27 protein-coding genes are annotated in these 25,919 nt (G+C 57.5%); 15 read left to right on the forward strand and 12 right to left on the reverse strand.

The window, feature by feature from the left end:
- Nucleotides 1-74: 74 nt before the first annotated feature.
- Both DNI29_RS05510 and DNI29_RS05515 read right to left on the reverse strand, forming a co-directional pair.
- Complete coding sequence (locus DNI29_RS05510) at nt 75-632, reverse strand: NUDIX hydrolase (RefSeq protein WP_110977037.1); 558 nt, start codon at nt 630-632, stop codon at nt 75-77.
- Between the two features lie 37 nt (nt 633-669).
- On the reverse strand, nt 670-1,425 hold the full coding sequence (locus DNI29_RS05515) for a L,D-transpeptidase family protein (RefSeq protein ID WP_202910368.1): 756 nt from the start codon (nt 1,423-1,425) through the stop codon (nt 670-672).
- A 173-nt stretch (nt 1,426-1,598) separates the two neighbouring features.
- Between DNI29_RS05515 and DNI29_RS05520 the strand changes: the two genes are divergently transcribed.
- The 3 genes from DNI29_RS05520 (at nt 1,599) to DNI29_RS05530 (ending at nt 4,189) form a co-directional block, all read left to right on the forward strand.
- Nucleotides 1,599-2,588 carry an alpha/beta hydrolase gene (locus DNI29_RS05520; RefSeq protein ID WP_110977038.1) on the forward strand — a complete coding sequence of 330 codons (990 nt, stop codon included), beginning with the start codon at nt 1,599-1,601 and terminating at the stop codon, nt 2,586-2,588.
- A 220-nt stretch (nt 2,589-2,808) separates the two neighbouring features.
- On the forward strand, nt 2,809-3,255 hold the full coding sequence (locus tag DNI29_RS05525; RefSeq protein ID WP_110977039.1) for a DUF4174 domain-containing protein: 447 nt from the start codon (nt 2,809-2,811) through the stop codon (nt 3,253-3,255).
- Between the two features lie 142 nt (nt 3,256-3,397).
- A complete protein-coding gene (locus tag DNI29_RS05530) occupies nt 3,398-4,189 on the forward strand; it encodes a CPBP family intramembrane glutamic endopeptidase (protein ID WP_110977040.1) in 792 nt (263 codons plus the stop codon).
- A 136-nt stretch (nt 4,190-4,325) separates the two neighbouring features.
- Here the strand turns inward: DNI29_RS05530 and DNI29_RS05535 are convergent, their stop codons facing one another.
- On the reverse strand, nt 4,326-5,117 hold the full coding sequence (locus tag DNI29_RS05535) for an SDR family NAD(P)-dependent oxidoreductase (protein WP_110977041.1): 792 nt from the start codon (nt 5,115-5,117) through the stop codon (nt 4,326-4,328).
- A gap of 208 nt (nt 5,118-5,325) precedes the next feature.
- Here DNI29_RS05535 and DNI29_RS05540 point away from each other — a divergent pair, with 208 nt between their 5' ends.
- A complete protein-coding gene (locus DNI29_RS05540) occupies nt 5,326-5,814 on the forward strand; it encodes an ankyrin repeat domain-containing protein (protein WP_110977042.1) in 489 nt (162 codons plus the stop codon).
- A 171-nt stretch (nt 5,815-5,985) separates the two neighbouring features.
- Complete coding sequence (locus tag DNI29_RS05545; protein WP_110977043.1) at nt 5,986-7,005, forward strand: SDR family oxidoreductase; 1,020 nt, start codon at nt 5,986-5,988, stop codon at nt 7,003-7,005.
- A gap of 202 nt (nt 7,006-7,207) precedes the next feature.
- On the opposite strand, the gene DNI29_RS05550 is transcribed toward DNI29_RS05545, so the two are convergent.
- Complete coding sequence (locus tag DNI29_RS05550) at nt 7,208-7,507, reverse strand: hypothetical protein (protein WP_110977044.1); 300 nt, start codon at nt 7,505-7,507, stop codon at nt 7,208-7,210.
- A gap of 195 nt (nt 7,508-7,702) precedes the next feature.
- Here DNI29_RS05550 and DNI29_RS05555 point away from each other — a divergent pair, with 195 nt between their 5' ends.
- The gene (locus DNI29_RS05555) at nt 7,703-8,116 is read left to right on the forward strand and encodes a hypothetical protein (protein WP_110977045.1); all 414 of its coding nucleotides are present in this window, start codon (nt 7,703-7,705) and stop codon (nt 8,114-8,116) included.
- An 84-nt stretch (nt 8,117-8,200) separates the two neighbouring features.
- Nucleotides 8,201-8,683: a VOC family protein gene (locus DNI29_RS05560; RefSeq protein ID WP_202910369.1), complete on the forward strand. Its 483-nt coding sequence runs from the start codon at nt 8,201-8,203 to the stop codon at nt 8,681-8,683.
- Nucleotides 8,684-8,725: 42 nt separating this feature from the next.
- Here the strand turns inward: DNI29_RS05560 and DNI29_RS05565 are convergent, their stop codons facing one another.
- The 6 genes from DNI29_RS05565 to DNI29_RS05585 all read right to left on the reverse strand — a co-directional run bounded on the left by DNI29_RS05565 (nt 8,726) and on the right by DNI29_RS05585 (nt 16,285).
- A complete protein-coding gene (locus tag DNI29_RS05565; RefSeq protein ID WP_110977046.1) occupies nt 8,726-10,168 on the reverse strand; it encodes a Gfo/Idh/MocA family protein in 1,443 nt (480 codons plus the stop codon).
- 299 nt (nt 10,169-10,467) lie between these two features.
- Nucleotides 10,468-10,908: a hypothetical protein gene (locus DNI29_RS05570; protein WP_110977047.1), complete on the reverse strand. Its 441-nt coding sequence runs from the start codon at nt 10,906-10,908 to the stop codon at nt 10,468-10,470.
- Between the two features lie 33 nt (nt 10,909-10,941).
- Nucleotides 10,942-11,451 carry a hypothetical protein gene (locus tag DNI29_RS05575; protein WP_110977048.1) on the reverse strand — a complete coding sequence of 170 codons (510 nt, stop codon included), beginning with the start codon at nt 11,449-11,451 and terminating at the stop codon, nt 10,942-10,944.
- Between the two features lie 19 nt (nt 11,452-11,470).
- A complete protein-coding gene (locus DNI29_RS24045) occupies nt 11,471-12,193 on the reverse strand; it encodes a hypothetical protein (RefSeq protein WP_123823082.1) in 723 nt (240 codons plus the stop codon).
- A 35-nt stretch (nt 12,194-12,228) separates the two neighbouring features.
- Entirely contained in the window at nt 12,229-14,349 is a 2,121-nt protein-coding gene (scpA, locus tag DNI29_RS05580) for a methylmalonyl-CoA mutase (protein ID WP_110977303.1), read from the reverse strand.
- Nucleotides 14,350-14,506: 157 nt separating this feature from the next.
- Nucleotides 14,507-16,285, reverse strand: coding sequence for a methylmalonyl-CoA mutase family protein (locus tag DNI29_RS05585; protein WP_110977049.1), 1,779 nt, complete (start codon nt 16,283-16,285; stop codon nt 14,507-14,509).
- A 557-nt stretch (nt 16,286-16,842) separates the two neighbouring features.
- Between DNI29_RS05585 and DNI29_RS05590 the strand changes: the two genes are divergently transcribed.
- The 3 genes from DNI29_RS05590 (at nt 16,843) to dnaA (ending at nt 20,363) form a co-directional block, all read left to right on the forward strand.
- Entirely contained in the window at nt 16,843-17,607 is a 765-nt protein-coding gene (locus tag DNI29_RS05590) for a 5'-nucleotidase C-terminal domain-containing protein (protein ID WP_110977050.1), read from the forward strand.
- Nucleotides 17,608-17,733: 126 nt separating this feature from the next.
- Nucleotides 17,734-18,663: a bifunctional metallophosphatase/5'-nucleotidase gene (locus DNI29_RS05595; protein WP_110977304.1), complete on the forward strand. Its 930-nt coding sequence runs from the start codon at nt 17,734-17,736 to the stop codon at nt 18,661-18,663.
- 200 nt (nt 18,664-18,863) lie between these two features.
- Complete coding sequence (gene dnaA, locus DNI29_RS05600) at nt 18,864-20,363, forward strand: chromosomal replication initiator protein DnaA (RefSeq protein WP_110977051.1); 1,500 nt, start codon at nt 18,864-18,866, stop codon at nt 20,361-20,363.
- Nucleotides 20,364-20,562: 199 nt separating this feature from the next.
- Here the strand turns inward: dnaA and DNI29_RS05605 are convergent, their stop codons facing one another.
- A complete protein-coding gene (locus tag DNI29_RS05605; RefSeq protein ID WP_110977052.1) occupies nt 20,563-21,045 on the reverse strand; it encodes a hypothetical protein in 483 nt (160 codons plus the stop codon).
- Between the two features lie 145 nt (nt 21,046-21,190).
- A complete protein-coding gene (locus DNI29_RS05610; protein ID WP_110977053.1) occupies nt 21,191-21,619 on the reverse strand; it encodes an OsmC family peroxiredoxin in 429 nt (142 codons plus the stop codon).
- Nucleotides 21,620-21,795: 176 nt separating this feature from the next.
- On the opposite strand from DNI29_RS05610, the gene DNI29_RS05615 reads away from it, so the two are divergent.
- From DNI29_RS05615 to DNI29_RS05640, 5 genes are all read left to right on the forward strand, one after another.
- Nucleotides 21,796-23,289: a GH3 family acyl-acid amido synthetase gene (locus DNI29_RS05615; RefSeq protein WP_110977054.1), complete on the forward strand. Its 1,494-nt coding sequence runs from the start codon at nt 21,796-21,798 to the stop codon at nt 23,287-23,289.
- A gap of 318 nt (nt 23,290-23,607) precedes the next feature.
- Nucleotides 23,608-24,075 carry a hypothetical protein gene (locus DNI29_RS05625; protein ID WP_110977056.1) on the forward strand — a complete coding sequence of 156 codons (468 nt, stop codon included), beginning with the start codon at nt 23,608-23,610 and terminating at the stop codon, nt 24,073-24,075.
- 42 nt (nt 24,076-24,117) lie between these two features.
- Nucleotides 24,118-24,963, forward strand: coding sequence for an endonuclease/exonuclease/phosphatase family protein (locus DNI29_RS05630; protein ID WP_110977057.1), 846 nt, complete (start codon nt 24,118-24,120; stop codon nt 24,961-24,963).
- Between the two features lie 29 nt (nt 24,964-24,992).
- Complete coding sequence (locus tag DNI29_RS24050) at nt 24,993-25,424, forward strand: hypothetical protein (RefSeq protein ID WP_123823083.1); 432 nt, start codon at nt 24,993-24,995, stop codon at nt 25,422-25,424.
- Between the two features lie 47 nt (nt 25,425-25,471).
- Nucleotides 25,472-25,879: a 3-oxoacyl-ACP synthase gene (locus tag DNI29_RS05640; RefSeq protein WP_317048744.1), complete on the forward strand. Its 408-nt coding sequence runs from the start codon at nt 25,472-25,474 to the stop codon at nt 25,877-25,879.
- Nucleotides 25,880-25,919 lie beyond the last annotated feature (40 nt).

Here is a 25,919-nt window from a genome sequence, read left to right on the forward strand (position 1 = left end):
ACCAGCACGCGAGATTCCTCGACAAGCTCGGAATGACTGTTCTTTGTCACCTGTCACCTCATCACCAACAACCCCTAAATTTCCCACTCACCGGCTAGCAGGCGTGGGATAATGGGTTGGATGATACGGTAGCTGGCACCCCACAGCGGGTAATTGTTGCCCACGCGGTAGAACGGTACGAGGCGGGGGCCGGGCCAGCCGGCTAGTTCCCAGGTTTCCTCCGTATGGTTCGTGACGTCGGCGAGGTGGCGCAACGGAATTTCCAGCACCTCATCTATTTCCGAGGTTTGCCACTGCCACGCTTCCGGCCGACGGATACGGCCCAGAAAAGGCGCAATCCGGAAGCCGCTGGGCACTACTACGGTGGGTAGGGCCGCCAGCACTTCCACGTTGGAGGGGGGTAGGCTCACTTCCTCGAACGCTTCACGCAGGGCCGTGGCTTGCAGGTTTTCGTCCTCGGGCTCGTGCTTGCCACCCGGGAAAGCCAGCTGGCCGCCGTGCACGCCAAATGCTGCCCGGCGTACCATCACTACCTGAATTTCGCCGTGCTCGTCGCGAAATACGGGCACCAGTACGGCCGATTCGCGCAGGTTTTTGGGAACAATGAAATCGTAAATGCTAGGGGTTGCCATGGGTGCAAGGTACGCACGGCCCGGTCTCCCTGTTCGGCTAGCGCACGGAGTACGCGCCGGCACTTCCCACTGTAACCAGGGGTAGTTGGTGGTTATCCTCGAAATACTGATACCCTACCGCCAACTGCTGCCAGAACCCCAAGTGCGGACTCATCAGCCGGCGGGCCAGGTTTTCAGTGGTAAGCTCAAACGGGAAAATGTGAACCGGAATAGCCGTTTGTCCGGCCGCGCGGGCCTCCACAGTCAGCACATACAGCTCCCGGATTCCCGCGTCGGTGATGGGTAGGCAGCCGATGGTGACGTTGGAGCCGTGGATGAAAATGTCGTTGCCGGGGTCGAGAGTGGCGCTGCGGTACCGGTCGGCGGCGTTGGGGTAGTCGAGGCCCAGAGACAGGTGGTACTTGCTGTCAGGGTTAAACCTGTCGATGGTATAGAAGCCTTCCGGAATCTGGCCGTCGCCGGCTTGGCGTTTAGGGCCGAGGGTGCCCGAGGTGCCAGCCAGCCGGAAGGTACGCAGCAGTACAAACTGCCCCGCCCCCTCGTTGCGGCCCCACACCTCCAGCCGCCGCCCTACCTTAAACGCCCGCAGAAACAGCTCTAGCCGTTCGGGGGCCAACCCATGTCGGCGGAGCAGGGCGTGGGCCGATGTTTCGTGCAAACCATAGGCGGCACGTACGCGCGGAAACCGGAGCTGCTCGTTGCGGAAAGTAGGGTTAGGCTCGGGGCGGCGCGCAGTGGAGCGGGCATACAGGGTAAGCAGCAAGGCCGCTCCAACCAGCACTAAAAAACGCATAGAATAAAAAATAGCAAGTCCCCGAAAACGCAGCCGGGACGCGGTTTAACCTCAACGGTACTTGCATAATGCTTAGTATAGGGAAAGAGTTATATAGGAAAATAAACCTAATTTCTGGTTAGGTTAGAGAAGTAGAACGTCATCGTCCACCGGCCGTTTTTCGTACCGCTGCTATGCCTTCCGCTTCCGCCGTTTCTGTTGCTGCCTCCACGGTAGCCTACTGCCCTGATCCGCTGGGCCACGATTTTGAACAGCTCGTTCTTCCTCAGCCCAACGATTACGAGGGTCGGGTGCAGGCTGTGCTGGTGCGCTACCGCCGCGAGCCACCGCAACCCACTGCCTGCGCGGTGCTCTACGTGCACGGTTTCAACGACTACTTTTTTCAGCGCGAAATGGCCGTGGAGTACACCCGGCACGGCTGCCGGTTCTTCGCCCTTGATCTGCGCAAGTACGGCCGGGCCCTGCTACCCCACCAGCGGCCCAACAACGTGCGCGACCTGACCGAATACTTTGCTGACCTGGATGCGGCCCTGGCACAGCTGCGGGCAGAAGGCTACCCTGATGTGGTGCTAAGCGGGCACTCTACCGGTGGCCTCATCACCGCCCTTTATGCTGCCCAGCGCCCGAAAGCCGGGCTGGCCGCGCTGGTGCTGAATAGTCCGTTTCTGGAGTTGCGCCAGCCCTGGCTGCGGCGGCATGTAGCGGTGCCCCTGGCCGTGGCGGTGGGCGCCCGCTGGCCCGATATGCCCCTGCCCGCCGGCCTACCCGATACCTACGGCCAAAGCCTGCACCGGGCCTACCGCGGCTGCTGGGACTATGACCTAGCCTGGAAACCCAACCACGTATTTCGGGTGAATGCCGGGTGGCTGCGGTCCATTCGGCGGGGGCAGGCGCAAGTGCGGCGCGGGCTGCAACTGGCGCTTCCGGTGCTGGTGCTGCACTCCGAGCGCAGTGCTGGCGGCCGCACCTGGCACCCCGACTTCCAGCGCACCGACATCGTGCTGAACGTGGCCCACATCAAAGCCCTGGCCCCGCGCCTCGGCCCGCAGGTAACGCTGCAAGCCATACCCGGCGCCGTGCACGATGTCTTTCTATCGGCCCCGGAAGTGCGCGCCTCGGCGTATGAGCAAGTGTTTCAATGGCTGGCTGAAGTGGTGAAATAAGGTTACTGAAACATCTCACGGTAGCACATGCTACCCTCAAGCCGTAACTGAAACCAGAGCTAGTGACTAGTTCCCCTCCTCAGATGAGGAGGGGCTAGGGGTGGTTGAAAGACTAGAGCTAGTAAGTCGTTCAACGAGTAGTCAACCACTCCTAACCTCTTCTCATCTAAGGAGGGGAACTAGTCACTAGACTTAGCTTTCACTTCACTGTTTCTTGCCCATGACGACTTTTCTTTCCCTTATCAGTGGTGTGGCAGGCGCATTGCTTCTGGGTAGCACCCTTGGGCCAGCGCAGACCCTACCCCCAACTCCTTTGGCAACCTTCGTGAAAGAGGCCAAATGGCAGAAACGGGTACTACTGCTTTGTGCGCCTACTCCCGACGATGCCGAACTACGCCGGCAGCAGCAGCTTTTGGGACCCGTAAAGGCCGACTTGAACACCCGCGACCTGCTTGTGCGTGAGGTTATCTGGAGCCAGCTTCCGGCAGCCGACCAGCGCTACTTAAGCCAGAAGCTGGGGGTAAGCGGTACGGCCTTTCAGGTGGTCCTGATTGGGAAGGATGGCGGCGTGAAGCGGCGCGAAACCGAGGCTTTGCCGCCAGCCCAGCTGTTTGCTACCATTGATGCCATGCCCATGCGCCAGCAGGAAATGAAGCGGCCCCGCTAGCAGCGGCAACAACTCAGCAAAAGTTGAGAATAGTAAGCTGCCGCTTCATCGGCCTTTTTCTACACTTGGCGCACCAGCAGTTGACTGAGGCTGACGAACATACCATCTTGCCCGCATCGTCATCTTTCTGAGCTAGTTGGTTATGAAAAAGCGCTTACTCCTTGCGGCCGTTATTCTGGTAGCCTTCCTGGTGGCTCTGTACGGGGCTCGTTATGTCAATCCGCTGCTGGGCTACAGCTCGCGGCAGGCTACAGACCTGATGTTTTCCTTGCAACGGGCGGCCTGGTGGCTGGGAGTGCCCATGCTCACGCTGGCTGCCTTGTACGGGTGGCGCCGGGTGCTACCGGAACTGGGCTGGCAAGCCTCGGTAGGCACTGGCCTGCTGATGGGCCTGGGCTGCACCTTGCCCATGTTGCTGGGCTATGCCGGGGTATTCCAGTTTACTTCCGCCGCTGGCCCCGAGCTGTTCTCGAAATTACTGCGGGGGGCCTGGTGGGCTGGGATAAGCGAGGAAACGCTGTTTCGGGGCTTTCTATTCGGGCAGCTTTACCGGCGGGTGCGGCTGCATTGGCTGCTGGCGGTGCTGGTCCAATCCGGTTTCTTTGCTTCGGTGCACCTATACCAGAGTCACGATTGGGCATCGGCCGCCACTGTGCTGGGCGTTACTTTCTGCGGCGGCGTGTGGTTTGCCTGGCTCTACAAAAGCTGGAACAACCTGTGGGTGCCCGTATTTCTGCACATCTTCATGAACGCCTGGTGGATGCTCTTCGAGGTGTCGGATACGGCCGTGGGCAGCCTGTGGGCCAACGTATTCCGCGGCCTGACCATTGCCCTGTCAATTGTGGGTACGGTGTGGCACCTACGCCGCCAGCGCGTGGCGGCCAAGCCAGAAAGCGCACCGGAATGGACAGGCGTGGCGGAGGCCATCCGCTAACCATAAAAAGGCTACCCCTGAAAACAGCGTAAACCCTACCCGGCAGCCGGGTAGGGTTTACGCTGTTTTCAGGGGTAGCCCGCACACCATGGCGGAACGGTAAAATCACCCGTTCACCATTTCAGTATCTGACCACTTAGCCAATGCTGCGGATTACGCCGCCATCAACTCGTACGGAGGCGCCGTTGGTGGCCACCGACAAGGGGCTGGCGAGGTAGGCTACCATGTTGGCAATTTCCTCGGGGGTGATGAAACGCTGGAGCAGGGACGAGGGGCGGGCGTCGCGGAAGAACTCATGTTCGGCTTCTTCGCGGGTTTTGCCCGCGCCGGCCAGCTTCTGCAAAAACTCTTCTACCCCTTCAGAAGCCGTAGGGCCCGGCAGCACCGAGTTTACGGTTACTTCCGTGCCTTTTGTCAGCTCGGCTAGGCCGCGGGCTACGGCCAGCTGGGCGGTTTTGGTGGTGCCGTAGTGAATCATTTCCGCCGGAATCTGTAGGCCCGATTCGCTGGAAATAAATACGATGCGGCCCCACTTCTTTTCCAGCATTTGCGGGAAGTATTGGCGCGAGAGGCGCACGCCGCTCATTACGTTCACCTCGAAGAAACGCAGCCAGTCTTCGTCCGGAATTTCGGCGAAAGGCTTGGGCTCGAAAATACCCACGTTGTTGATCAGAATATCCACCTTAGGCACTTCCAGCAGCAGGTAGGTTACCTGTTCCGGCTTGCTGAAATCGACGGCCACGGTGCGGATGGTGGCTTCGGGCGTTTCCTGCAATATGGCGTTGCGGGCTTCCTGCAGGCGTGCTTCGGTGCGGCCGGTCAGAATTACCTCGGCACCCTCGGCGGCTAGGCGGCGGGCAATGGCCAGCCCAATGCCAGCGGTGGAGCCCGTAACCAGGGCCGTTTTGTTAGTGAGTTGTAAATCCATTAGGGAAAGGGTTTGGAAGTCAGGATGAGGTAGGATAACCCGTAACGAAGCATTTTGTCAGGGCCCGCCGACTAGTTTTTATCAAGCGGCCAACCTGATCCATTTCGGGCCGGCGCCGTACTGTCTTTCAGCCCCACCCCCCGCAAGGAGAGCCCAACCTATTCGGTGGGTGCGGGTTATTCACTACTCACCAACGCTACCCCTACCCATGTCTTTTACCTCTTCCCGTCCCGAAGATCTGCTCACGAATGCGGCCCGCATGGGCGATGTAGAAACTATTAAAACCCTGTTGGCCGAAGGTGCCGACGTAAACTATCAGGATGGCCGCGGCTTCACGCCCCTTATTCTGGCCGCCTACGATGGGCACATCGAAGCTACCCGCGTGTTGCTGGAGGCCGGTGCCAACCCCAACGTGCACGACGCCAGCGGCAACACCGCCCTCATGGGCGTTTCCTTTAAAGGCTACCCCGAAATAGCCCAGCTGCTCATCGACAACGGCGCCGACCTGAACGCCCGCAATGGCAACGACGGTACGGCCCTCATGTTTGCTACCCTCTTCGGCCGCCACAACATTGTGCCCGTGCTGCTCAAGGCTGGGGCCGATGCTACCCTGCGCGATGTGCGCGGCCTCTCTGCCCGCGACCTGGCCATTCAGCAAGGCAACGAAACCGCGCTCAACCTGCTTCCTCAGGAGTAAGGAGTAGGTACCTGGGCAAAAGCTGCAACCGGCCCATAGCCCAGGGGAAATCCCTGGGCTACTGAATAATCAGCGTGTAAGGTCAAGCTTAGCATAATTCTGGCATCGCCTGGCCGTCAGTGGTATCTGGTCGTATGGGAAAGATGATCTAAGCATCTTACCTGTACGACTATGAAACTCAAACCCCTGAAAAAACAAACGCTGGTTATTACCGGTGCCACCAGTGGCATTGGCCTCTGCACGGCCCGCATGGCGGCCGAAGCTGGGGCCAACTTGGTACTGGCAGCCCGCAGCGAGGAAGACCTGCGTCACGTAGCCGCCGACCTCACCAAGCGCGGCGGCAAGGTAGCTACCGTAGTGGCCGATGTGGCCCACATTCCCGACGTGCAGCGCATTGCCGCCACGGCCCAAGAGCGGTTTGGTGGCTTCGATACCTGGATTAACAACGCGGCGGCTTCTATCTGGGGGCGTTTGGAAGAAATCAGCGACGAGGACAGCCGCCGCATGTTCGATACCAACTATTGGGGCGTGGTGAATGGCTCCCTGGAAGCTATTAAGCACCTCAAAAAGCACGGCGGGGCCCTCATCAACCTGGGCAGCGTAGCCTCCGACATTGCGTTTCCGCTCCAGGGGCAGTATTCAGCCAGCAAGCACGCTATCAAAGGCTTTACCGATGCCCTGCGCATTGAGCTGGAAGAAGAAGGCGCTCCCGTGTCGGTAACGCTGATTAAGCCGGCCGCCATCAACACGCCCTTCCCCCAGCACGCCCGCAACTACATGGACCGGGAGCCCCAACTGCCCCCACCCGTGTATGAGCCCGAGGAAGTAGCCCACGCCATTATTCACGCTGCCCAGCACCCGGAGCGCGACGTGTACATTGGCGGAGGCGGAAAGATGTTCAGCTCCATGAACAAGCACTTCCCGCGCGCTATGGACTTCATGAATGAAAAAGTAAACATGAAGATGCAGACCCGCGACGAGGCCCCGCGCCACCCCGCCGGCTCCCTGCACCGCCCCGAAGTCCGGGACGGTAAAGTCCACGGCGACCATCCGGGCTACGTCATGAAAAAGAGTCTGTACACCCGCGCCAGCCTGCACCCCGTCCTGGCGACTACCTTCGCGGCCCTGGCCGGCGGCGTGTTAGTCGCCGTGCTATCGGGCAGAAACAGCACGGATAGCAGCAACCAGTAAGTTTCTGATCGATGAAAAAGCCTCCTGCCGCGTCGTGCGGCAGGAGGCTTTTGCTTGTAGGGTAGGGGTAGGAAGTAGAAGATGTAGGGTAAGTTAATGTCATGTCGAGCTTGCCGAGACATCTCGCGTGCTGACGTTGAGTTACTACCCAACGATTCGAGCGAGATGTCTCGACGGGCTCGACATGACGGGCTGTTTGGGCCTACCCGCGCTTTTCCAGAGGCTTCCAGGTTTGCTCTACCACGGCGGCCGTATTGGTTGATAGAAAATCGTTGTACAGGTCTTCGGCCGGGCCCTGGCCCAGCAGCGGCTCCCCCTCGGAGGGTAGCACCAGCAGCAGCGCGGCCGGCGAGAGGCCCAGTGCAGCCGTGAGCTGGTGGAGTAGGGTGGCAGGGTCGTCGGCGTAGGCTTCCTGCAGCTTCACTACTGTGAGGTGTTGGCCCTTGTGCTCAATCTGTGCGTACACGCCCGCCGGCCCGGTCGAAAAGGTATCTGGTTCCATAGGTGCTGAGGTTTTCCTACCCCTATACGCAAGCCCAAGCCTGCGCGCCGATTTTACCGCAAAGGGCCGAGGTTCAGTGCATCGCCGGGCACCAAGGCGTGCTCCGTGCCCAGACTGCCAGGCGCATTGCTTGCGCGGTTACTTGTGTTCTTCCGCCTATATTTGATTGACTCTCTACTCCTTGCCTTCCTCTGTATGTCGTTGGCCTTGCCTGTTTACTTTGAAAATGCCGCGGCCCGCATTTGTGAGAGCCCCGAGGGATTTGCCGTAGTAAAGTGGCACAAGGGGGGCCGCAAGCCCGAGGACTTTCGGGCTGTGCTCAGCCAGCTCGACCGCCTCTTACGGCTGCGCCAGTGGAGCAAGCTGCTGGCCGACCAACGCGACCTGACGGCCTTCACGGAAGCCGAACGCACCTGGGTGCTGGAAGAATGGTTACCGCGCGCCGTAGGCGAAGGCCCGTACCGCTACGCCGCCGTGCTCCTGCCCCTGGATGTATTTGCCCGTCTGGCCTCCAAGTCAGTCACAGCAGAGTCGCATAAAAAACGCCTAACCTACCAGTTCTGCGAAACCGAAGCCGAAGCAGTGAAGTGGCTGCAACAGCAGCGCTAAGTGCTGGGAGTAGCTTATCCTACTGGAATTGCCGAGAAATAGCGTACTTATCCGGCGGGGCAGCAATTCTGCCGACCTTATACTGTGTCAATCACCGTGACGATTTCAATGACCTGCAACAGGATTCTTGGTACCACAGCCTTGGCACTGGCCCTGATGGGCGCTGGCAAGGTAGCAGCCCAGGTGCGCCCGGCTGTTAACCACGTAGCGCTGTACGTGTATGACTTGCAGAAAAGCACCGCATTCTACCAGAATGTGCTGGGGCTAAAGCCAATCCCGGAGCCCTTCCATGACGGGCGGCACGCGTGGTTTCGAATGGGGCCACACAGCCAGCTCCACCTCATTCAGGGCGCGGCCCGGGTAGAAGACCACGCCAAAGACACGCACCTAGCCTTTCGGGTGAAAGACCTCCGGAAATTCATGGCTCGTCTGGATCAGTCGGCGACGCGCTACAGCAGCTGGACCGGAGAGGCAAAGCAAACCACCGCCCGCCCGGATGGCGTGAAGCAAGTGTACCTGCAAGACCCCGACAACTTTTGGATTGAAGTCAACGACGACCGGTTCTAATCAGCCGCTGCGGCAGCTGGTTAGAACCGGTCGTCGTTGGTACTACTGCCAGCCCGGGCGGTAGTTGCGCTTCACAAACTGGTTTACCTCGTCGAAGTTGGTAACGCGTAGCTGCTTGGGGTCCCAGACCAGCTCAACACCGCGGCCGGGGTAGTCCATGCCGGGGCCGGTAGTTTTGGGCCGCTGCAAATCGTAGCCCCGAATGGCAAGGTTGGCCATCAGCAGGGCCTCGGTCAGGGGGCCGGCGGTTTCGAAGGGGGCGCTGACGTAGTGGTTGCCGTGGCCAGCCAGGCAGGCCTCTACCCATTGGGCGTAGTGGCCTTCGGCGCCGCCCGGCACGCGGGCCTGGGTCTGTTTCACTTTTACCTCCTGGTTGCGGGAGGTAGGCAGCAGGCGCGGGTCGGCGGCGTAGGTGCTGGCCATCATCTTGCCCTTGGTGCCCACGAACAGAATGCCGTTGCCTCCGTCGCCGAACAGCTCGTTGGGGCCCAGTTCCTCGGGGCGCTCGGGCTGAATGCCGCCGTCCATCCAGTGCACCGTTACCTCGTGCTTGGTTTTATTGGTTTTCGGAAACTTCAGGATGACGTGGCTGGAGGGCGGGCAGCTCTCGGGGAAGTAGCCGCGCTTGAACTCATCTACGTACACGCTGCCCACGCTGGCCTGCACGGAGCTAGCGTACTGCAGGCCCAGCACCCGGAAGGGTGCTTCCAGCAGGTGGCAGCCCATGTCGCCGAGGGCGCCGGTGCCGTATTCCCACCACCCGCGCCAGTTGAAGGGCACCAGTTTATCGACGTAGGGCCGGTAGGGAGCCGTGCCCAGCCACAGGTCCCAGTCCAGCTCTTTGGGCACGCTGGCCGCTGTGGTAGGCCAGGCAATACCCTGGGGCCACACGGGGCGGTCGGTCCAGCAGTACACGGTGTGCACCTTGCCTATTTCGTTGGCGTCGTACCACTCCTGAAGCTGGCGCACACCGTCGCCGGAGGCGCCCTGGTTGCCCATCTGCGTAACCACCTTGTGGCGCTTGGCCGCTTCCGTAAGGGCGCGGGCTTCGTAGAGGTCGTGGGTGAGGGGCTTTTGCACGTACACGTGCTTGCCCAGCTGCATGGCGGCCAGCGTTACGGCGGCGTGGTTGTGGTCGGGCGTGGCCACCGATACGGCATCGAAGTTCTTGCCCTCCTTCTCCAGCATTTGCCGCCAGTCTTTGTAATACTTGGCCTGGGGGTAGGCCTGCACGGCGCGGGCCGCCCGCCGGTCGTCCACGTCGCAGAGGTAGGCTATCCGGGCCTTGCCCGATTTAACAAACGACGCCAGGTCGCTTTCCCCTTTGCCGCCTACCCCCACGCCAGCAATCAGGAGCTGGTCGCTGGGGGCGGTGTAGCCTTTGCCACCCAGGACAAAGCGGGGCACAATCATGAAGGTGGCCGCAGCGGCGGCGCTCTGCTTAATAAACTCGCGGCGGGAGGGAAAGGAAGGAAGTTGGCTCATATGAGATGGGTAGGACAAGGAAGCACGAATACAATGACCCACGGACGCCCGGGTAGGGTAGCCCCGGTACCGCGGCCTGAGGTACTTAGGATAAGACGCTTAAGGTAGTAAAATCAAGTAATTACCCAGCCTAAAAGCAAGCCGGCCCGCTAGAGGCGGGCCGGTATGGGCTGTTCAGCAAGCCAAAAGTATCTGTCATCCTGAGCAGCGCGAAGGACCTCTACCGCTTCGTTAGGGTAGTAGTTACCTTCTGTAGAGGTCCTTCGCGCTGCTCAGGATGACACTTTCCAGGAAGTGCACTATAAAATCGTTGCTACATCGAGGGTAGCTTGCTCCGCCACCGGGCCGGGCAATTGCGTGCGGCGCAGCAGGGTAGCAATGTGCTTGGGCAACTGGTTTACCGTGAGGGGTTGCAGGGGCCGGGCCACCACGTAGTAGCGCGTATCGGCGCGCTCGTGCAGGCGGGTTTTGGCGAAGGAGAACAGCCCGCGGCGGGCGTAGCGCGCGAAGCCCTGGTAACTGCCCTCATCCGTGCCCTCGGCTACCCCCGCCGCCACCGCCGAATCGGTTTCCGGCAGCGTCAGGAAATACTGGTGCAGCTCCAGCAGCACCTCCTGGGAAGCCGCCACCGATTCAGGCAGTATCCCGCCGCCGGAAGCTACGTGCACGATATGGCCGACCGCATCGGTAGCGAAGTAATCAATGTCAGCGTCCTCTTGGTCTATTTCGTCAATGCGCATTTTGTTTCTGGCAGGTGTAAGCAGAATTCTACATCATTTTTGATAGATAGCCTTATCTGTCTTACCGTAAAAACGACGTCCGTTTTTTGCGTTGACTTCGAAGTATATCTGATTCTTTGATAAATTTTTCCAACGCTTAGAACCCTCTGTCTCGAATGGGTAGTGGTCTAACACGAACTTAGCGGTATCAGCATCGGGGAAATAAAAACTGCCTTGCTCGTTCTTTAACAAACCATCATAACCTTCGCATACAAAGTCTTTGAATAAAATAGTTGCTCTAATTAAAGGGTGATGCAGTTTGGGAAATATTATTTTAGAGTTAATAGGTTGAAGCAAGAAAGTATCATGAGTTGTAATTAATATGATTCTAAAGTATTTAACCATGTCATGCTCGTTTACTCTTTTGGAGTCACTAAGTATAAGTACATTGGCTATACCGGCTACGCCATCATTAGAATTGTCTGGAGATTCATATTCATATGTACTGCATGATGCCAGTAAAAAGGCTATAGCTGCAATAAGAATTGCCAATGAGACCTTCATTGTTATAGTAAAATCAAGGCTATCCACCAAAGGTCAATGTCTGACCAGAGTTAGGTTTCAATGCTGCTGGAAGATTTTCTAGAAAATAATAAACTAGGCGAGGGTCTCTAAGTAGTCCTGGATTATGGTCAAGATGAGCCATCAACTGAGGTGAGATAGTCTCTACACTCATTATTGTCCTTCCATCTATTATGGCCTTTACTAGAATCAATGCTCCTGTTCGTAAAACTATTTCATCAACATTCTGACAAGCTGCTATAAGTTGTGCGGCTGCACTTGATAGTTGAGCTGTTGACTCTGCAACTGGCTTGCCTAGGTAATTCGCTTCTAATGCAGCTTTACCCTTGTCATAAATTTCATGGACTTGCTGTTGTGTCTTAGGCTTCTTTGTCCAGAAAATTAAACTCTGAATAAAAGACCCAAAAATGGGTTCTTCTTCTGATTGATATTCAAAGCCGCATACACTCATGAAAAAGTTAAGACTTTCTAATATATATTCTAAGTCTTGATTTCGAATATGTGGTTGCGGAATACTTACATAAACGAATGATTGCTGTATTTTGGCCTCTCCTGAGACTATAAATCCTTTCCTTACTACATCTAAATAATCTATAATTTTATCGTTGCTAGAAACTTCTCCATCTAAATTATAAAGTTTGGCGATACTGCTTCCGTCACTGTTTAGTCTAAATTTATGTAGTAGTTCTTTTATTAATTTCAAGGATTTATTCTTGCTACTCATATAAATGAAGTTTATAAGCCAAAAACATTTGCATACTACTCTCCTAATTTCTCCAAAATCTCCTGAGCCGCCACAGCAATAACCGTCCCGGGACCGTACACGCCGACTACCCCGGCGTTGTAGAGGAAGTCGTAATCCTGGGCGGGGATGACGCCGCCGGCAATTACCAGGATATCTTCGCGGCCGAGGTGCTGGAGCTCCTCAATAAGTTGAGGAATCAGGGTTTTGTGGCCGGCGGCGAGGCTGCTTACCCCCACTACGTGCACGTCGTTCTCGGCGGCCTGGCGGGCTACCTCGGCGGGCGTCTGGAACAGGGGCGCAATGTCCACGTCGAAGCCCACGTCGGCGAAGGAGGTAGCAATTACTTTGGAGCCCCGGTCGTGGCCATCCTGGCCCATTTTGGCCACCATCATGCGGGGGCGGCGACCTTCGCGGGCGGCAAATTCGTCGGCCATCTGGCGGGCCTTGGCAAACTGCTCGTCGTAGTTCATTTCCTGAGAATACACGCCCGAAATAGCCCGAATGGTGGCTTGGTGGCGGCCGTACACCTTCTCCAGGGCATCGGAAATCTCACCGAGGGTAGCGCGCAGACGAGCTGCATTTACCGCTAGGGCCAGCAGGTTGTCGTTGCCGGTGCGGGCCGCTTCCGTGAGGGCCTCCAGGGCCTGCTGCACGGCGGCGTTGTCGCGGGTGGCTTTAATCTGATTCAGGCGCGCAATCTGCGACTCGCGCACGGCGGCGTTGTCGATGTCGAGCACCTCAATGTCGGTGGCCTCATCCACGCGGTATTTGTTCACGCCTACCACTATTTCCTTGCCCGAGTCGATGCGGGCCTGCTTGCGGGCAGCGGCCTCCTCGATGCGCATTTTGGGCAGGCCGGTTTCAATGGCCTTAGCCATGCCGCCTAGCTCTTCTACTTCCTGAATCAGGGCCCAGGCTTTGTCGGCCAGCTCGTGGGTGAGGGTTTCCACGTAGTAGGAGCCGCCCCAGGGGTCCACCACGCGGGTAATGTCGGTTTCGTGCTGAATATAGAGCTGGGTGTTGCGGGCAATGCGGGCCGAGAAGTCGGTGGGCAGGGCAATGGCTTCGTCGAGGGCGTTGGTGTGCAGGCTCTGGGTGCCGCCCAGGGCCGCGGCCATGGCCTCAATGCAGGTGCGGGCCACGTTGTTGAAGGGGTCCTGCTCGGTAAGGGAGTAGCCCGAGGTCTGGCAGTGGGTGCGCAGGGCTAGGCTCTTGGGGTTCTGGGGCTCGAACTGCTGGATGAGCTTGGCCCAGAGCAGGCGGCCGGCCCGCATTTTGGCAATTTCCATGAAGTGGTTCATGCCAATGGCCCAAAAAAACGACAGGCGCGGGGCAAACTGGTCGATGCTCATACCCGCTGCTAGCCCGGCCCGCACGTACTCCAGCCCATCGGCCAGGGTGTAGGCCAGCTCCAGATCAGCGGTAGCACCGGCTTCCTGCATGTGGTAGCCCGAAATGCTAATGCTGTTGAACTTGGGCATATTCTGAGCCGTGAAGCTGAAAATATCCGCAATGATGCGCATGCTCGGCAGGGGCGGGTAGATGTAGGTGTTGCGCACCATGAACTCCTTCAGAATATCGTTCTGAATGGTGCCCGCTAGCTTCTCGGGCATTACGCCCTGCTCCTCGGCTGCCACAATGTAGAAGGCCATAATGGGCAGCACCGCCCCGTTCATGGTCATCGACACCGACATCTGATCCAGCGGAATCTCATCGAACAAGAGCTTCATGTCCTCCACCGAATCGATGGCTACGCCGGCCTTGCCCACGTCGCCTACCACGCGCGGGTGGTCGGAGTCATAGCCCCGGTGGGTAGCCAGGTCAAACGCCACCGAGAGGCCCTTCTGCCCCCCCGCCAGGTTGCGGCGGTAGAAAGCATTGCTTTCCTCGGCGGTCGAGAAGCCCGCGTACTGCCGGATGGTCCAGGGGTTCTGGATGTACATGGTACTATAGGGCCCGCGCAGGTAGGGCGCCTGCCCCGCCCCGAAACCGAGATGGTCGAGGTGCTGCACGTCCTGAGCGGTATAAAACTGCTTCAGGGCAATACCCTCGGGCGTGGAGGTTTCGGCGGCGTCAGCGGGCGGCGCGGGCAGCTGGGCCGCGTCGTAGGCTATAGTTGAGAAGTCGGGCTTCATGGGTGGTGGGGTGGCGCTAAGAGTGCCGTTTGTCATCCTGAGCAAAGCGAAGGACCTCTACCGCTTCGTTGTAATACTAATCACTTACTACCCTAACAAAGCGGCAGAGGTCCTTCGCTTTGCTCAGGATGACAGATGATGGATGAGTTGTCTGACTCTACTTTTTTCCCTGCAGGCGAGCTAGTACATCCTCGGTGCTATAGCCTTGCACGGTGAACTCCTTGAAGCCGAAGACGTGCACGGCTTCCTGCATGGTAGCCAGGTCGGCGGTGAGCAGGGCGGGCGGGATGAAGTTGGGCTCATCAATCGGCACGCGGCTGATGGCGCGGGAGAGACGCCCGAACTGCTCAGGGGTAGCGTACATCAGCGTAGCCTCTTCGGCCGAGGAAAACAGCACCGATAATGTGCCCTCGGGGTGCGCCCTGTGCAGTTCCGTCCGCTCGGTTTCGGGTAGGGTCTGCAGAAACGACTCCAGGATAATCTGATTGGTGTGAGCACCAAGCAGCACCATGGCGGCGCGTTTCTTCTTTTTCTCCCGCCGCTCGAAGTGCAGCGCTGTAGCCAGGCGAAGTACCTCCGTGGGGTAGGTAGCACGGGTGCTATCGAATTCCCGGCTGCGCAGCAGGCGCTTGGGGTTATAGTCGAACTTCTCGTTCGGGTTCTGAAACTTGTTGGTGCCTACTACCACCTGTTCGCCGTTGGCAATGCGCCGGAACTGAGCTTGTGCCGAGGCGTGTAGCTCCTGCATCACGAGGCCTGTAGCGGCGGGCAAACCGCCAGCGGCTTCAATCTTCTGGAACAGCGCCCATGCTTCTTGAGCCAACTGGTCGGTAAGGGTTTCGAGGTAGTAGGAGCCGGCGGCCGGGTCCTGTACCCTGTCGAGGTAGGCTTCCTCACGCAGCAGCACCGGTAGGTTGCGGGCCAGGCGCTCGGCAAACTCGTTGGGGGCATGAAACAGGCAGTCGAAAGCTCCTACGCTTACGGCATCGGCTCCGCCCAATACGGCGCTCATGGCCTCAGTAGTGGTGCGTAGCAGGTTGGTATGCGGGTCGAGGGTAGTCTGGCTCCAGGTGGCCGTGCTGGCGAAGATGGTAAGCTGCTGGGTTGCCTCAGCCGGGAGGTTGTAGGCGTGCAGCAGGGTAGCCCACACGCGACGCAGAGCCCGTAGCTTGGCTATTTCAAAAAAGTAGTTCGGACCTATTGCTACGTGCAGGTGCATAGCCGCTGCTACCTCGTTTAGGGCAAGCTCGGGGGTAGGAAGCTCGCTGAGGTAAGTAGCGGCTGTGGATAGAGCGAAGGCAATTTGCTGCGTAGCGGTGGCGCCACGGTTGCCGTAATAGGCCACATCCAGCCCCAACGCCCGAAACTCAGGCCAGTTCTTACTTAAATCAATGGCTGCGCGCACCTCATCCAGCTGATGTGCCATGTCGGGAGCGTGGCGGGTTACGGGGTCTGCTACCAGAAAGCCCCGGGGCGCAATGTCCAGATCGGCCAAGCGCTGCATCAGGCGGCCCGCGCCGCTACGGACGGTGTAGGCTACATAAGTATCGGTCAGGGGTAGGCGCTGGTGCAGTTGGTCAATATCAAAACCCTCGGCGTGGCCCAGCACGAAGTGGGCCCCGTCGGCTCCGCGCTCTAGGGCTTCGGCGGCCCGCTCAATGGCGTTGCGGCCCCGCTCCAGCGCTGGAACTGAATACGTAGGTACGTTGCGCCAGTGCTGACCCGGCCGCACCTGGGGGGTAGGGGCGCCACCCAGCTTCTGCAGGGCTTCCTGGTGGTAAAAAGGCTGCAGCGGAAAACCATCGGGCGTTTGCCAGGTCAGGCTGGCAGGATCTTTCCCCTTCAGGTCACGAGCAATACGCTCCTGCCACTGAGGGGTAGTAACGGCATCAAATTCAGAAAACGAAACAGGCGCTGGGCGCGGCGAATCGGCCATAATGTGGCGGGGTGGGGTGGGAAAACAAAGGCCCCGAGAGGCGGGCTTAAAGATACCGGTTCGGGGCTATAAAGCAGCCTTGGATGCGGGTAGCTTAACGCTATACCTCTATACGCTTTTTTAGGATGCTACCCTATCTGCTTTTCTCGCTACAAACATGCGCCATGTAACAAGCAGTCATGTGGATTTGGTCTTTTCTGACGAACACTATGAAAGCTAAAGGGGACATATTGCTTTTGCAGAGACCCCGTGCATGCCAGATTGAGATATTATAGGCGTGAGCTTTATGTAGGCCCGTGTCGGTGGCCGCAACCTGGATTCCGATATGTGCTATGAGCGCCCAGATGGGCTCTTAAATGCAACAGATCCGGTATCCTACTTAACCGCTTTTATCTGATACTGAGCTATGAATTAACTAAATAAGTGCACTGCCAAGAAGCCGGGAGCAGAAGAGTGAACTTCTGTTCTCGGCTTCTTCTTTTGGGCGAAAAGCAGGGGCGTGCCAACTCCCGCCGCGTGGCCTTACCTTTGTCGCTCGATTTTCTTTCCTCTGACCCATGCAACTTCTTCGTTCCCGTCTGGCTGCCTTAAGTCTGCTGACGGCAGTGGCCTTAGCCCCCGCCTGCCAGCGCGGCGCCTACGTGCCCAAGGCCCAGCTAGCGCCCGTTACGGCCCAGCCCGTAGGTAAGTCCATCCCTGAGGACCCTAAAGCGGCCGCTACCATTGCTCCTTACCGCCAGCGTGTGACCGAGCAGATGACGGCCGTACTGGGTCAGGCCCCGGTAGCCATAACCAAAAACGGTGGCGAGTCGCCACTAGCTAACTTTGTGGCCGATATCCAGCGGGTGCGGGCCAGCCGGGAGTTTAAGCAGCCCATAGACCTAAGCGTGATGACCAGCGGTGGCCTGCGGGCGCCTATTCCGGCCGGAGCCGTTACCGTGGGCTCGGTGTTTGAACTCATGCCTTTCGAAAATGAACTGGTGGTGCTGGATGCCCCCGGTGCTGTAGTGCAGCAGCTCTTTGACTACGCCGCCCGCGTTAAAATGCCTGTTTCGGGTGCTACCTACACAGTTTCGGCGGAGGGTAAGCCCCAGGAGGTGCGTATCGGTAGTCAGCCCCTCGACCCATCCCGCACCTACACCATTGCCATTTCCGACTACCTGGCCGGCGGCGGCGATAACCTAACGTTTTTCAAGGCTCTCAAGCCCCGCGGAACGGGGGTGCTGTTGCGTTCGGCTATTGTGGACTACATGCGCGAGCTTACCCAGCAAGGCAAACCTATTGAGGCCAAAGTAGAAGGCCGGGTACGGGTGAGTAACTAAGCAAAAAGAGTAGCTGAGTAAATGCCTTTTGCAGCGCTATTTACGCTAGCCCAGACGGTTACTCAGCTATTTCCTCACCTAGTTGCCCTCTACTCAACCACCTCCTTACTCAGTTACTCTTCCATCATGGATCGTCGCGAATTTCTGAAACATACCGGCCTGGGTGCCGCTACGCTGGGTCTGCTGGGCGTTTCGGCGCTACCCTCGGCTGCCGCCGATAAAAAGGCTACCCGCCTGACCATTCTGCATACCAACGATATGCATTCCCGTATCGAGCCCTTTCCCGACAACGCGGCCCAGTGGGCCGGCATGGGCGGAATGGCGAAGCGCGCCACACTCATTGAGCAAATACGCAAGCAAGAGTCCAACGTGTTGCTGCTGGATTCCGGCGACATCTGGCAGGGTACGCCTTACTTTAACTTCTTTCAGGGTGAGCTGGAGTACAAGCTCATGAGCCAGATGGCTTACGACGCCAGCACCCTTGGCAACCACGATTTCGATAATGGGCTAGAGGGCTTGCAGAAGCAACTGCCCAATGCCACCTTCCCCTTCCTGATTGCCAACTACGACTTCTCTCAAACCATCTTGGCCGGCAAGTTTCAGCCCTACAAGGTGTTCGATAAGCAGGGAATTCGGGTGGGTGTGTTTGGGCTGGGCATTGAACTGTCTGGCCTAGTAGGCGACAAAAACTTTGGCGCCACGAAGTATCTCGACCCCGTGGCTACTGCCAAGGACATGGTAGCCAAGCTGCGCGGCCCCGAAAAGTGCGACATGGTTATCTGCCTGTCTCACTTGGGCTATAAGTACGAAGGCGCCAAGATTGATGACCGAAAACTGGCCGCCCAGGTCAGCGGCATCGACCTGATTTTGGGTGGGCACACCCATACCTTCCTTGACCAACCCGAGCCCATTGCCAGCCCCGACGGACGCAACACCTTGGTAAACCAAGTGGGCTGGTCGGGCATCAACCTGGGTCGCCTCGATTACTCGTTTGAGCGGGGCACGCGCCAGCCTACGGTGGCCGCTACCGCCGTTGTTCCCGTACAAGCCGCGTAGGTTACCGGGAGGGGCTCCATTGTTATGGTGGGGCCGCTCTCTGGTAAAAAGGCATAAGAAGCAAGAGTTTGGGGCGTTTTTTTGTCTCCTGACTTTTCCACATTTTTGTCTCCCCCTAAAAAAAACAGGCCTTCCCGGGCCTGTGGCTGGCCTGTTATTCCCCTCACCTGCACACCCGTTGCTTTTGCCCTATCTGATTGATGCTGAAGGATTGTCGAACCGTATGGGCCAACTGTCTTCGCGTCATCAAGGCAACAATTGGTGAGCAGAGCTTCCGGACGTGGTTTCAACCCATTGTGCCGGTGCAGCTCCACAATAACGTTTTATTGATACAGGTGCCCAGCACCTATTTCTACGAGTTTCTGGAGGAGCACTATGTAGAGGAGCTCAAGCGTGCCATCCACCAGGAACTGGGCCCGGAGGGTCGGTTGGAGTACAGTATTGTCGTGGACCAGGGCAATGCCCAGCAGAAGCCGCGCACCCTTAACCTGCCTACCACCCGCAAAACGGCTGGTCCGGCTACGGTAGCCACGCACGCGGCTACCTCCATGGCGGCCAGTGCCATGACTGCCTCGGCCCGGAACACGGCCGCCGCCTCGGTAGCGCCAGCCCCGGCACCGCCTACCCTGCGTAACCCCTTCGAAGCCAGCAAAACTATTGAGCGCGACTACCTTAAGTCGCAGTTGAATACTACGTACACCTTCGAGAATTATATTGAGGGGGACTGTAACCGCCTGGCCCGCTCGGCGGGTTTGGCCGTGGCGAACAAACCCGGTACTACCTCCTTTAACCCTTTGATGGTGTACGGAGGGGTAGGGCTAGGCAAGACGCACCTGGTGCAGGCCATTGGCAACCACATCAAGGCGACCAACGTCGACAAGTTTGTGCTGTACGTGTCGGCGGAGAAGTTTACGAATCAGTTTATTGAAAGCCTGCGCTCCAATGCTGTGCAGGATTTTGCCAATTTCTACCTGCTGGTAGATATCCTGATTCTGGACGACGTGCAGTTCCTGTCGGGCAAGGACAAGACTCAGGAAATGTTCTTCCACATCTTCAACCACCTGCACCAAGCGGGCAAGCAGATTGTGATGACCTCCGACCGGCCGCCCCGCGACTTGGTGGGCCTGGAAGACCGTTTGCTTTCCCGCTTTAAGTGGGGCCTGACTGCCGACCTGCAAAGCCCCGACTTTGAGACGCGCATGGCCATCATCCAAAACAAAATGCAGCAGGATGGCATCGACATTCCGCCGCAGGTAGTGGAGTATCTGGCTCACTCAGTGAATACCAACGTGCGGGAGCTGGAAGGTGTACTGATTTCGCTGGTGGCCCAGAGTAGCCTCAACCGCCGCGAGATTGACCTGGAAATGGCCAAGCAGGCGCTACGCCACATCATTGAGGAAGTGGAGGCCGAAGTAAACCTCGACTTTATTCAGAAAACCTGCGCCGAATACTTTGGCGTGCCGCTGGACCTGTTGAAAGCTAAAACTCGCAAGAAAGAGGTGGTAACGGCCCGGCAGGTAGCCATGTACTTCGCCAAGGAGCACACTACGCACTCCCTGAAAAGCATTGGGCATCACTTCGGTGGGCGCGACCATAGCACCGTCATCCACTCCGTGCAGACGGTTTCAGACCTGATCGACTCCGATAAAGCCTTCCGGGGTACCATTGCGGAGCTACGGAAGAAATTCGCCGGAAAGTAGATTGTACATTCCTACCCCCAAGAAAAAGCCCAACCGGTACTACCGGTTGGGCTTTTTCTTGGGGGTAGGAATATTTACCTGAGGCCTTGCCTAGTGGGGCCCAAGAGGAGCCCGACCGGTAGCTTCGTGCTGATATCTGCCGAGGGTTTAGGCAGATGCAAGGGGTAGGCGAAGCTGGTGCAGAAAGGGGCGGGTACGCCTATGCTTGGGTATCGCGCAGGTCGATGTTGTGCTTGGCGGCGAAGGCTCTCACCTGCTCGCGCATGAGACGCTTGCGCTTAGCACCTTTCACTTGGCGTAGACTCATGGCGTAGGTGCCGCCTTCCTTGAGCAGCACGCGCAGTTGCTGCGGCACTAGCTCCAGGCTAGCAATGCCCTCGGCTGGGAAAGCCTGCTTGGGCCGGAACAGTCCGTCCTTATGCACAATGTAGGCGGGCGTAAACTCTAAGTAGCTCTGCGTTCCAAACACCGGCGCATTGTGTACTAGCACGTAGCCCAAATAAATTAAGCTGAACACCAGGAATACGTAGTGCAGAAAATGCATGTCGCTGGCTCCCTCGCCCGTTACGATGAGCGCCACCGTGTAGGCAATCCAGAGCAAACCCAGGAAAAGCTGGCCTAGAAACGGGATGCGCTGGGTGTTGGCGGGCTGAAGACGAATGCGGGTAGAGTTGGGATGCATAAGGGCGTTGAAGTCGCTGAGACTCGCAAAAGTAAGGAGTTCAGCTTTCGTTGTTTGCTTTTCGCGCTTCGTTTTACATTTTCGCCAGCCGGTGGGGTAGGCTAGGGGTAAGTCGAGGTGAGAAAGCTAACAACGGATGGCAGGTTTATTTCAGCGTAGCTGAGGCCAGCTCCATTTCCGGTACGGCACTGAGCACCTGCGAAACAGGGCATTTTGCCTTAGCTGTTTGGGCATATTGCTGAAATTCCTCTTGCGAGATGCCTTCAACCTCGCCCTCCGTGGTCAGGCTGATCTTCACGATTTTGGGCACCTCGCCGGAGGTATCCAGCGTCACCTTCGACTCAGTGCGGATCTGTTTTACCTGCTTGCCGTCTTTGGTCAGAATGCTGGTCAGGAACATGGTGTAGCAGCCGGCGTGGGCCGCCCCAATCAGCTCTTCGGGGTTCGTGCCTTTCTGCCCTTCAAAGCGGGCGCCCACAGAATACGGGGCCGATACCGTGCCGCTTTGGGTAGTAATAGTGCCGCTGCCTTTGATGTCGCCGTTCCATTCGGCGTTGCCACGCTGGTTGATCATGAGATGAGGTAATGAAGAGTGAAGAAGTAAACTTGTGTGCTTCCTACGAAAATAAGCGACTAAGGATAAGCTCAGGGGTAGCAAACCCGTGTGGCAGCAGCTAGTACCTTTGAGTTCCTTCTTTAGCCAGAAGGCAAACCCTGTTCACGCTTCCTCCACTTCTCTCCTCAGCATCCATGGGCCTGAAATCTACTCTGAGCCGGCCGTTGGCCGCTTTCGTTGCCCGTCAGTACCAACAGTGGCAGCAAGACCCCATCGGCACCCAGCAACGGTTGCTTCAGGTGCTGCTGGCCCAGGGGCAGCGTACGGCCTTCGGCCACGACCATCACTTTGCCAGCATCCGGACAACTCAGGATTTTGCCTGGCAGGTGCCCGTGCGCGACTATGAGGGCCTCAGCCCTTACTTCAACCGGGTGAAGGCGGGGGAGCCCGATGTACTGTGGCCCGGCAAGCCCCTCTATCTGGCCAAAACCAGCGGTACTACCTCCGGTGCCAAGTACATCCCGATTACCAAAGACAGCATTCCGAACCACATCAACGGCGCGCGCGATGCCCTGCTTCACTACGTGCACGCCACCGGCAAAAGTCGCTTCCTGGATGGCAAACTGATTTTCCTGTCGGGCTCCCCGGAGCTGGAAACCGTGGCGGGTATTCACACCGGGCGTCTCTCGGGCATTGCCAACCACCATGTGCCCGCCTACCTGCGCCGCAACCAGCTGCCCAGCTACCAAACCAACATCATCGAGGATTGGGAAACCAAGCTCGACCGAATTGTGGAGGAAACGCTACCCCAGCCCATGTCCCTGATTTCGGGCATTCCGCCTTGGGTGCAGATGTACTTTGATAGGATTGTAGCGCGCACGGGCCGGCCGGTAGGGGAGGTGTTTCCGCAGTTCGATTTGTTTGTGTACGGGGGCGTCAACTTCGAACCCTACCGTAAAAAGCTGTTCGAAACCATTGGCCGACCCGTGGACAGCATTGAGCTGTTTCCAGCTTCCGAAGGTTTCCTGGCTTTCCAGGATGAGCCCGGCAACCCTGGTTTGCTTCTGCTCCTGAACGCAGGCATTTTCTTCGAGTTTATTCCGGCCGAGCGGTTTTTTGAGAAGTGCCCACCCCGCCTGACCCTGGCCGATGTGGAACTGGATAAAAACTACGCTCTGGTGCTTAGCTCCAACGCTGGCCTCTGGGGCTACAGCATCGGCGACACGGTGCGCTTTACTCAGAAATACCCGTTCCGCGTCGTCGTGACGGGCCGCATTAAACATTTCCTTTCCGCTTTCGGCGAGCATGTCATCGGGGAAGAGGTAGAGCAAACCCTCCGCGAGGCTATGCAGCAACATCCCGAGGTAGAGGTGGTAGAATTCACGGTGGCCCCCCGCGTGAGCGACGACCCCGCCGTGCCTTCCCGCCACGAGTGGCTGATTGAGTTTGCCCGCCCGCCCCACGATGCCGCCGCCTTCGCCGCTGCTCTCGATACCGGCCTTCGCCGCCGCAACGTGTATTATGATGACCTACTGAGTGGTAACATCCTGGCGCCGCTGCAACTCACACCGCTGTCGGCAGGGGCCTTCCAGCGTTACATGAAAAGCCTGGGCAAGCTCGGCGGCCAGAATAAAGTGCCGAGGCTGAGCAATGATAGAGGGGTAGCCGAAGGGTTACTAAGCAGCTAATGATGCGTGCGGTGAATCTGGTTGTAGCGGTAGGGCTAGGGTTGTTGATGCTTCTCCTGGCAGCCTGCTTTTTTCTGGGTTCTCAGGAGCAACACGCTCAGTTGCTGGCGGAGCAAAGGTGGACTACCTTCTGGGAGCGTTGGTACGGCTTTAGCGCGTTAGGCTTGCTAGGGGCTGGCGTATGGTGGATTATTAATTTGGTTTTGGTAATAACGAAGGGGGTGCGTGATGTAGCGTTAGGCCGAACTGCCTGGATACTTGCCCTCAGCCCCGTATGTGGAGCCTTGCTAGGCACCATTTTCTTCTGCTGGACCTAGAATGCGCCTTGCTTTCGACCTCGACAATACGCTGGTTCAGAACAACCATGCATTTCCACTGGAACGGCCCCGCTGGCCGCTACTGGCCGGTTTGCTCGGTGACGAAGGACTGCGCCAGGGAATAATGGAAGTTGTTGCCTTTTGCCGGGCGCAGGGGTGGGAAGTATGGGTGTACACTACCTCTTACCGAAGTGTGTGGCATATCCGACGGCTGTTTTGGTTGCACGGCATCTGGTTAGATGGCGTCGTCAATCAGCAGCGCCACAATCGAGAAGTGCGGGTACGCTGTACCAAGCACCCGCCCACATTCGGTATTGACTTGCTTGTGGATGACTCCGAAGGGGTGCGACTGGAAGGGGAGCGGTACGGATTTCGGGTTGTGGTGGTTCCGCCCGAGGCTCTGGATTGGGTAGCCACTGTGCAGGCAGCTGTGCAACGACACCAAGAAGGAAACGGAGAGAAAAACTAGAAAACGTAATTTGGCCCTGCGTCACGTTCTCCTTTCCATTCTATGCGTCTACTTTTTCTCGTTCTGTTACATGCTCTGCTGTGGAGCCACCCAATCGTTGCACGACAAGCTGGGCTGCCGCTACGCGTGGCTACCTACAACTTGCGCCTGAACGTAGCCAGCGACGGAATCAATGCCTGGCCTAACCGTAAGGAGATGGTGAAAAGCCTGGTGCGCTACCACAACTTTGATGTGTTTGGCACCCAGGAAGGCTTCCGCGGCCAACTGACGGATGTAGCGGAACTACCCGAATATGCTTTTGTGGGCCACGGCCGCGACGATGGAAAAGAAGCGGGCGAGCATTCCGCCATCTTCTATAAGAAAAGCCGCCTTCAGCTTCTGCAAACCGGTGACTTCTGGCTGAGCCAGACCCCCAACGTTCCTTCCAAAGGGTGGGATGCCAAGTGCTGCAACCGCATCTGCACCTGGGCCAAGTTCAAGGACCTCAGCACGAAAAAGGAGTTCTATTTCTTCAGCGTCCATTTCGACCACGAAGGGGTAGAAGCCCGTCGGCAATCGGGCCTGCTGATGGTGCAGAAGATCAAGGAAATTGCGAAAGATGCGCCCGTTATCTGCGTCGGCGACTTCAACTCTATCCCCGATACAGAGCAGATTCAGGCCATGCAAACCCTGCTTGCGGATTCTTTCCGCGCTACCAAGCAGCCCGCTTATGGTCCCGTGGGTACCTTCACTGGGTTCAAGCTCGACGCCCCCCTGACTGACCGGATCGACTACATCTTCGTGAGCAAGCAATTTAGCGTGCTCGACTACGCCGTACTCACTGATTCTATGCGCGGCCTTTATCCCTCTGACCACTTTCCAGTGGTAGTGAACATGGTGATGCAGTAGAGGCACTAGAACAGGAAAAAATATAAGGAATGATACTGCCTAAAATTTATAAAAACCAGCATTTAGTTCTAGGCGCTTCTTACAATGCTCCTAGCGTTAATCAATTTCCAAACATTGATCAAATAGCAAGTGAAACGAGGATACTACCAGAAGATGTGTTACAAGCTGCTTATTTACTAAATATGAATGGTCTGGTTCATATACAAAGAGAGAAGACCCCATTTATAGTTGTTTGTTCACCTGAAGGGGCAAAAGCTTTTTTAAGTAGAAAGCTCTTAGAAGATGGTAAAGAAAAAGGGAAGGCAAATCTTTTAAGGTGGGCGCAAATATTAGGTATAGCTGTAGCATCCTTTATAAGTGTTGCTACTTATATTAATAATCTAATAAAGACAAACGAAAATACTTCTCGAATTAAAGAGTTAGAAATGAAGGTGTATGGACAGAGTGAAAAAGACCGGTAATGACTAATACTCTTAAACCTCACCTCCACATCTTATGCTTGGCCTACGTGCAGGAGCGCATCGAAGCCTGCCAGGCAGCCATTCAGGCGGCCCAGGAATCGGCTAACTCCGAAACCAAAAGCAGCGCCGGCGACAAGTACGAAACCGGCAGGGCCATGGCCCAGAACGAGCGGGACCGGAACGCCGTGCAGCTCCAGCAGGCCCTGCAGCTACAGGGCGAAGTGCAGCGCATCAACCCCGAACTGCCCTGCGATACAGTGCGGCCTGGCGCCTTGGTCTCTACCAGCATGGGCCAGTTTTACATCAGCATCAGCGCCGGTAAGCTTACCGTGGAGGGGCAAGACTACTTTGCCGTATCGGCGGCGGCGCCCGTGGCGGTAGCGTTGGCGGGCAAGCGGGCGGGGGAGCAGGCAACGTTCAACGGCAAGCCGGTACGTATAGAAAGTATAGCCTAGTGAAATAGGATGCGCGTGCAAGTCCAGCTTCGCGCTACTT

The organism is Hymenobacter sediminis (assembly GCF_003231285.1).
In the GTDB taxonomy this organism is placed as follows: domain Bacteria; phylum Bacteroidota; class Bacteroidia; order Cytophagales; family Hymenobacteraceae; genus Hymenobacter; species Hymenobacter sediminis.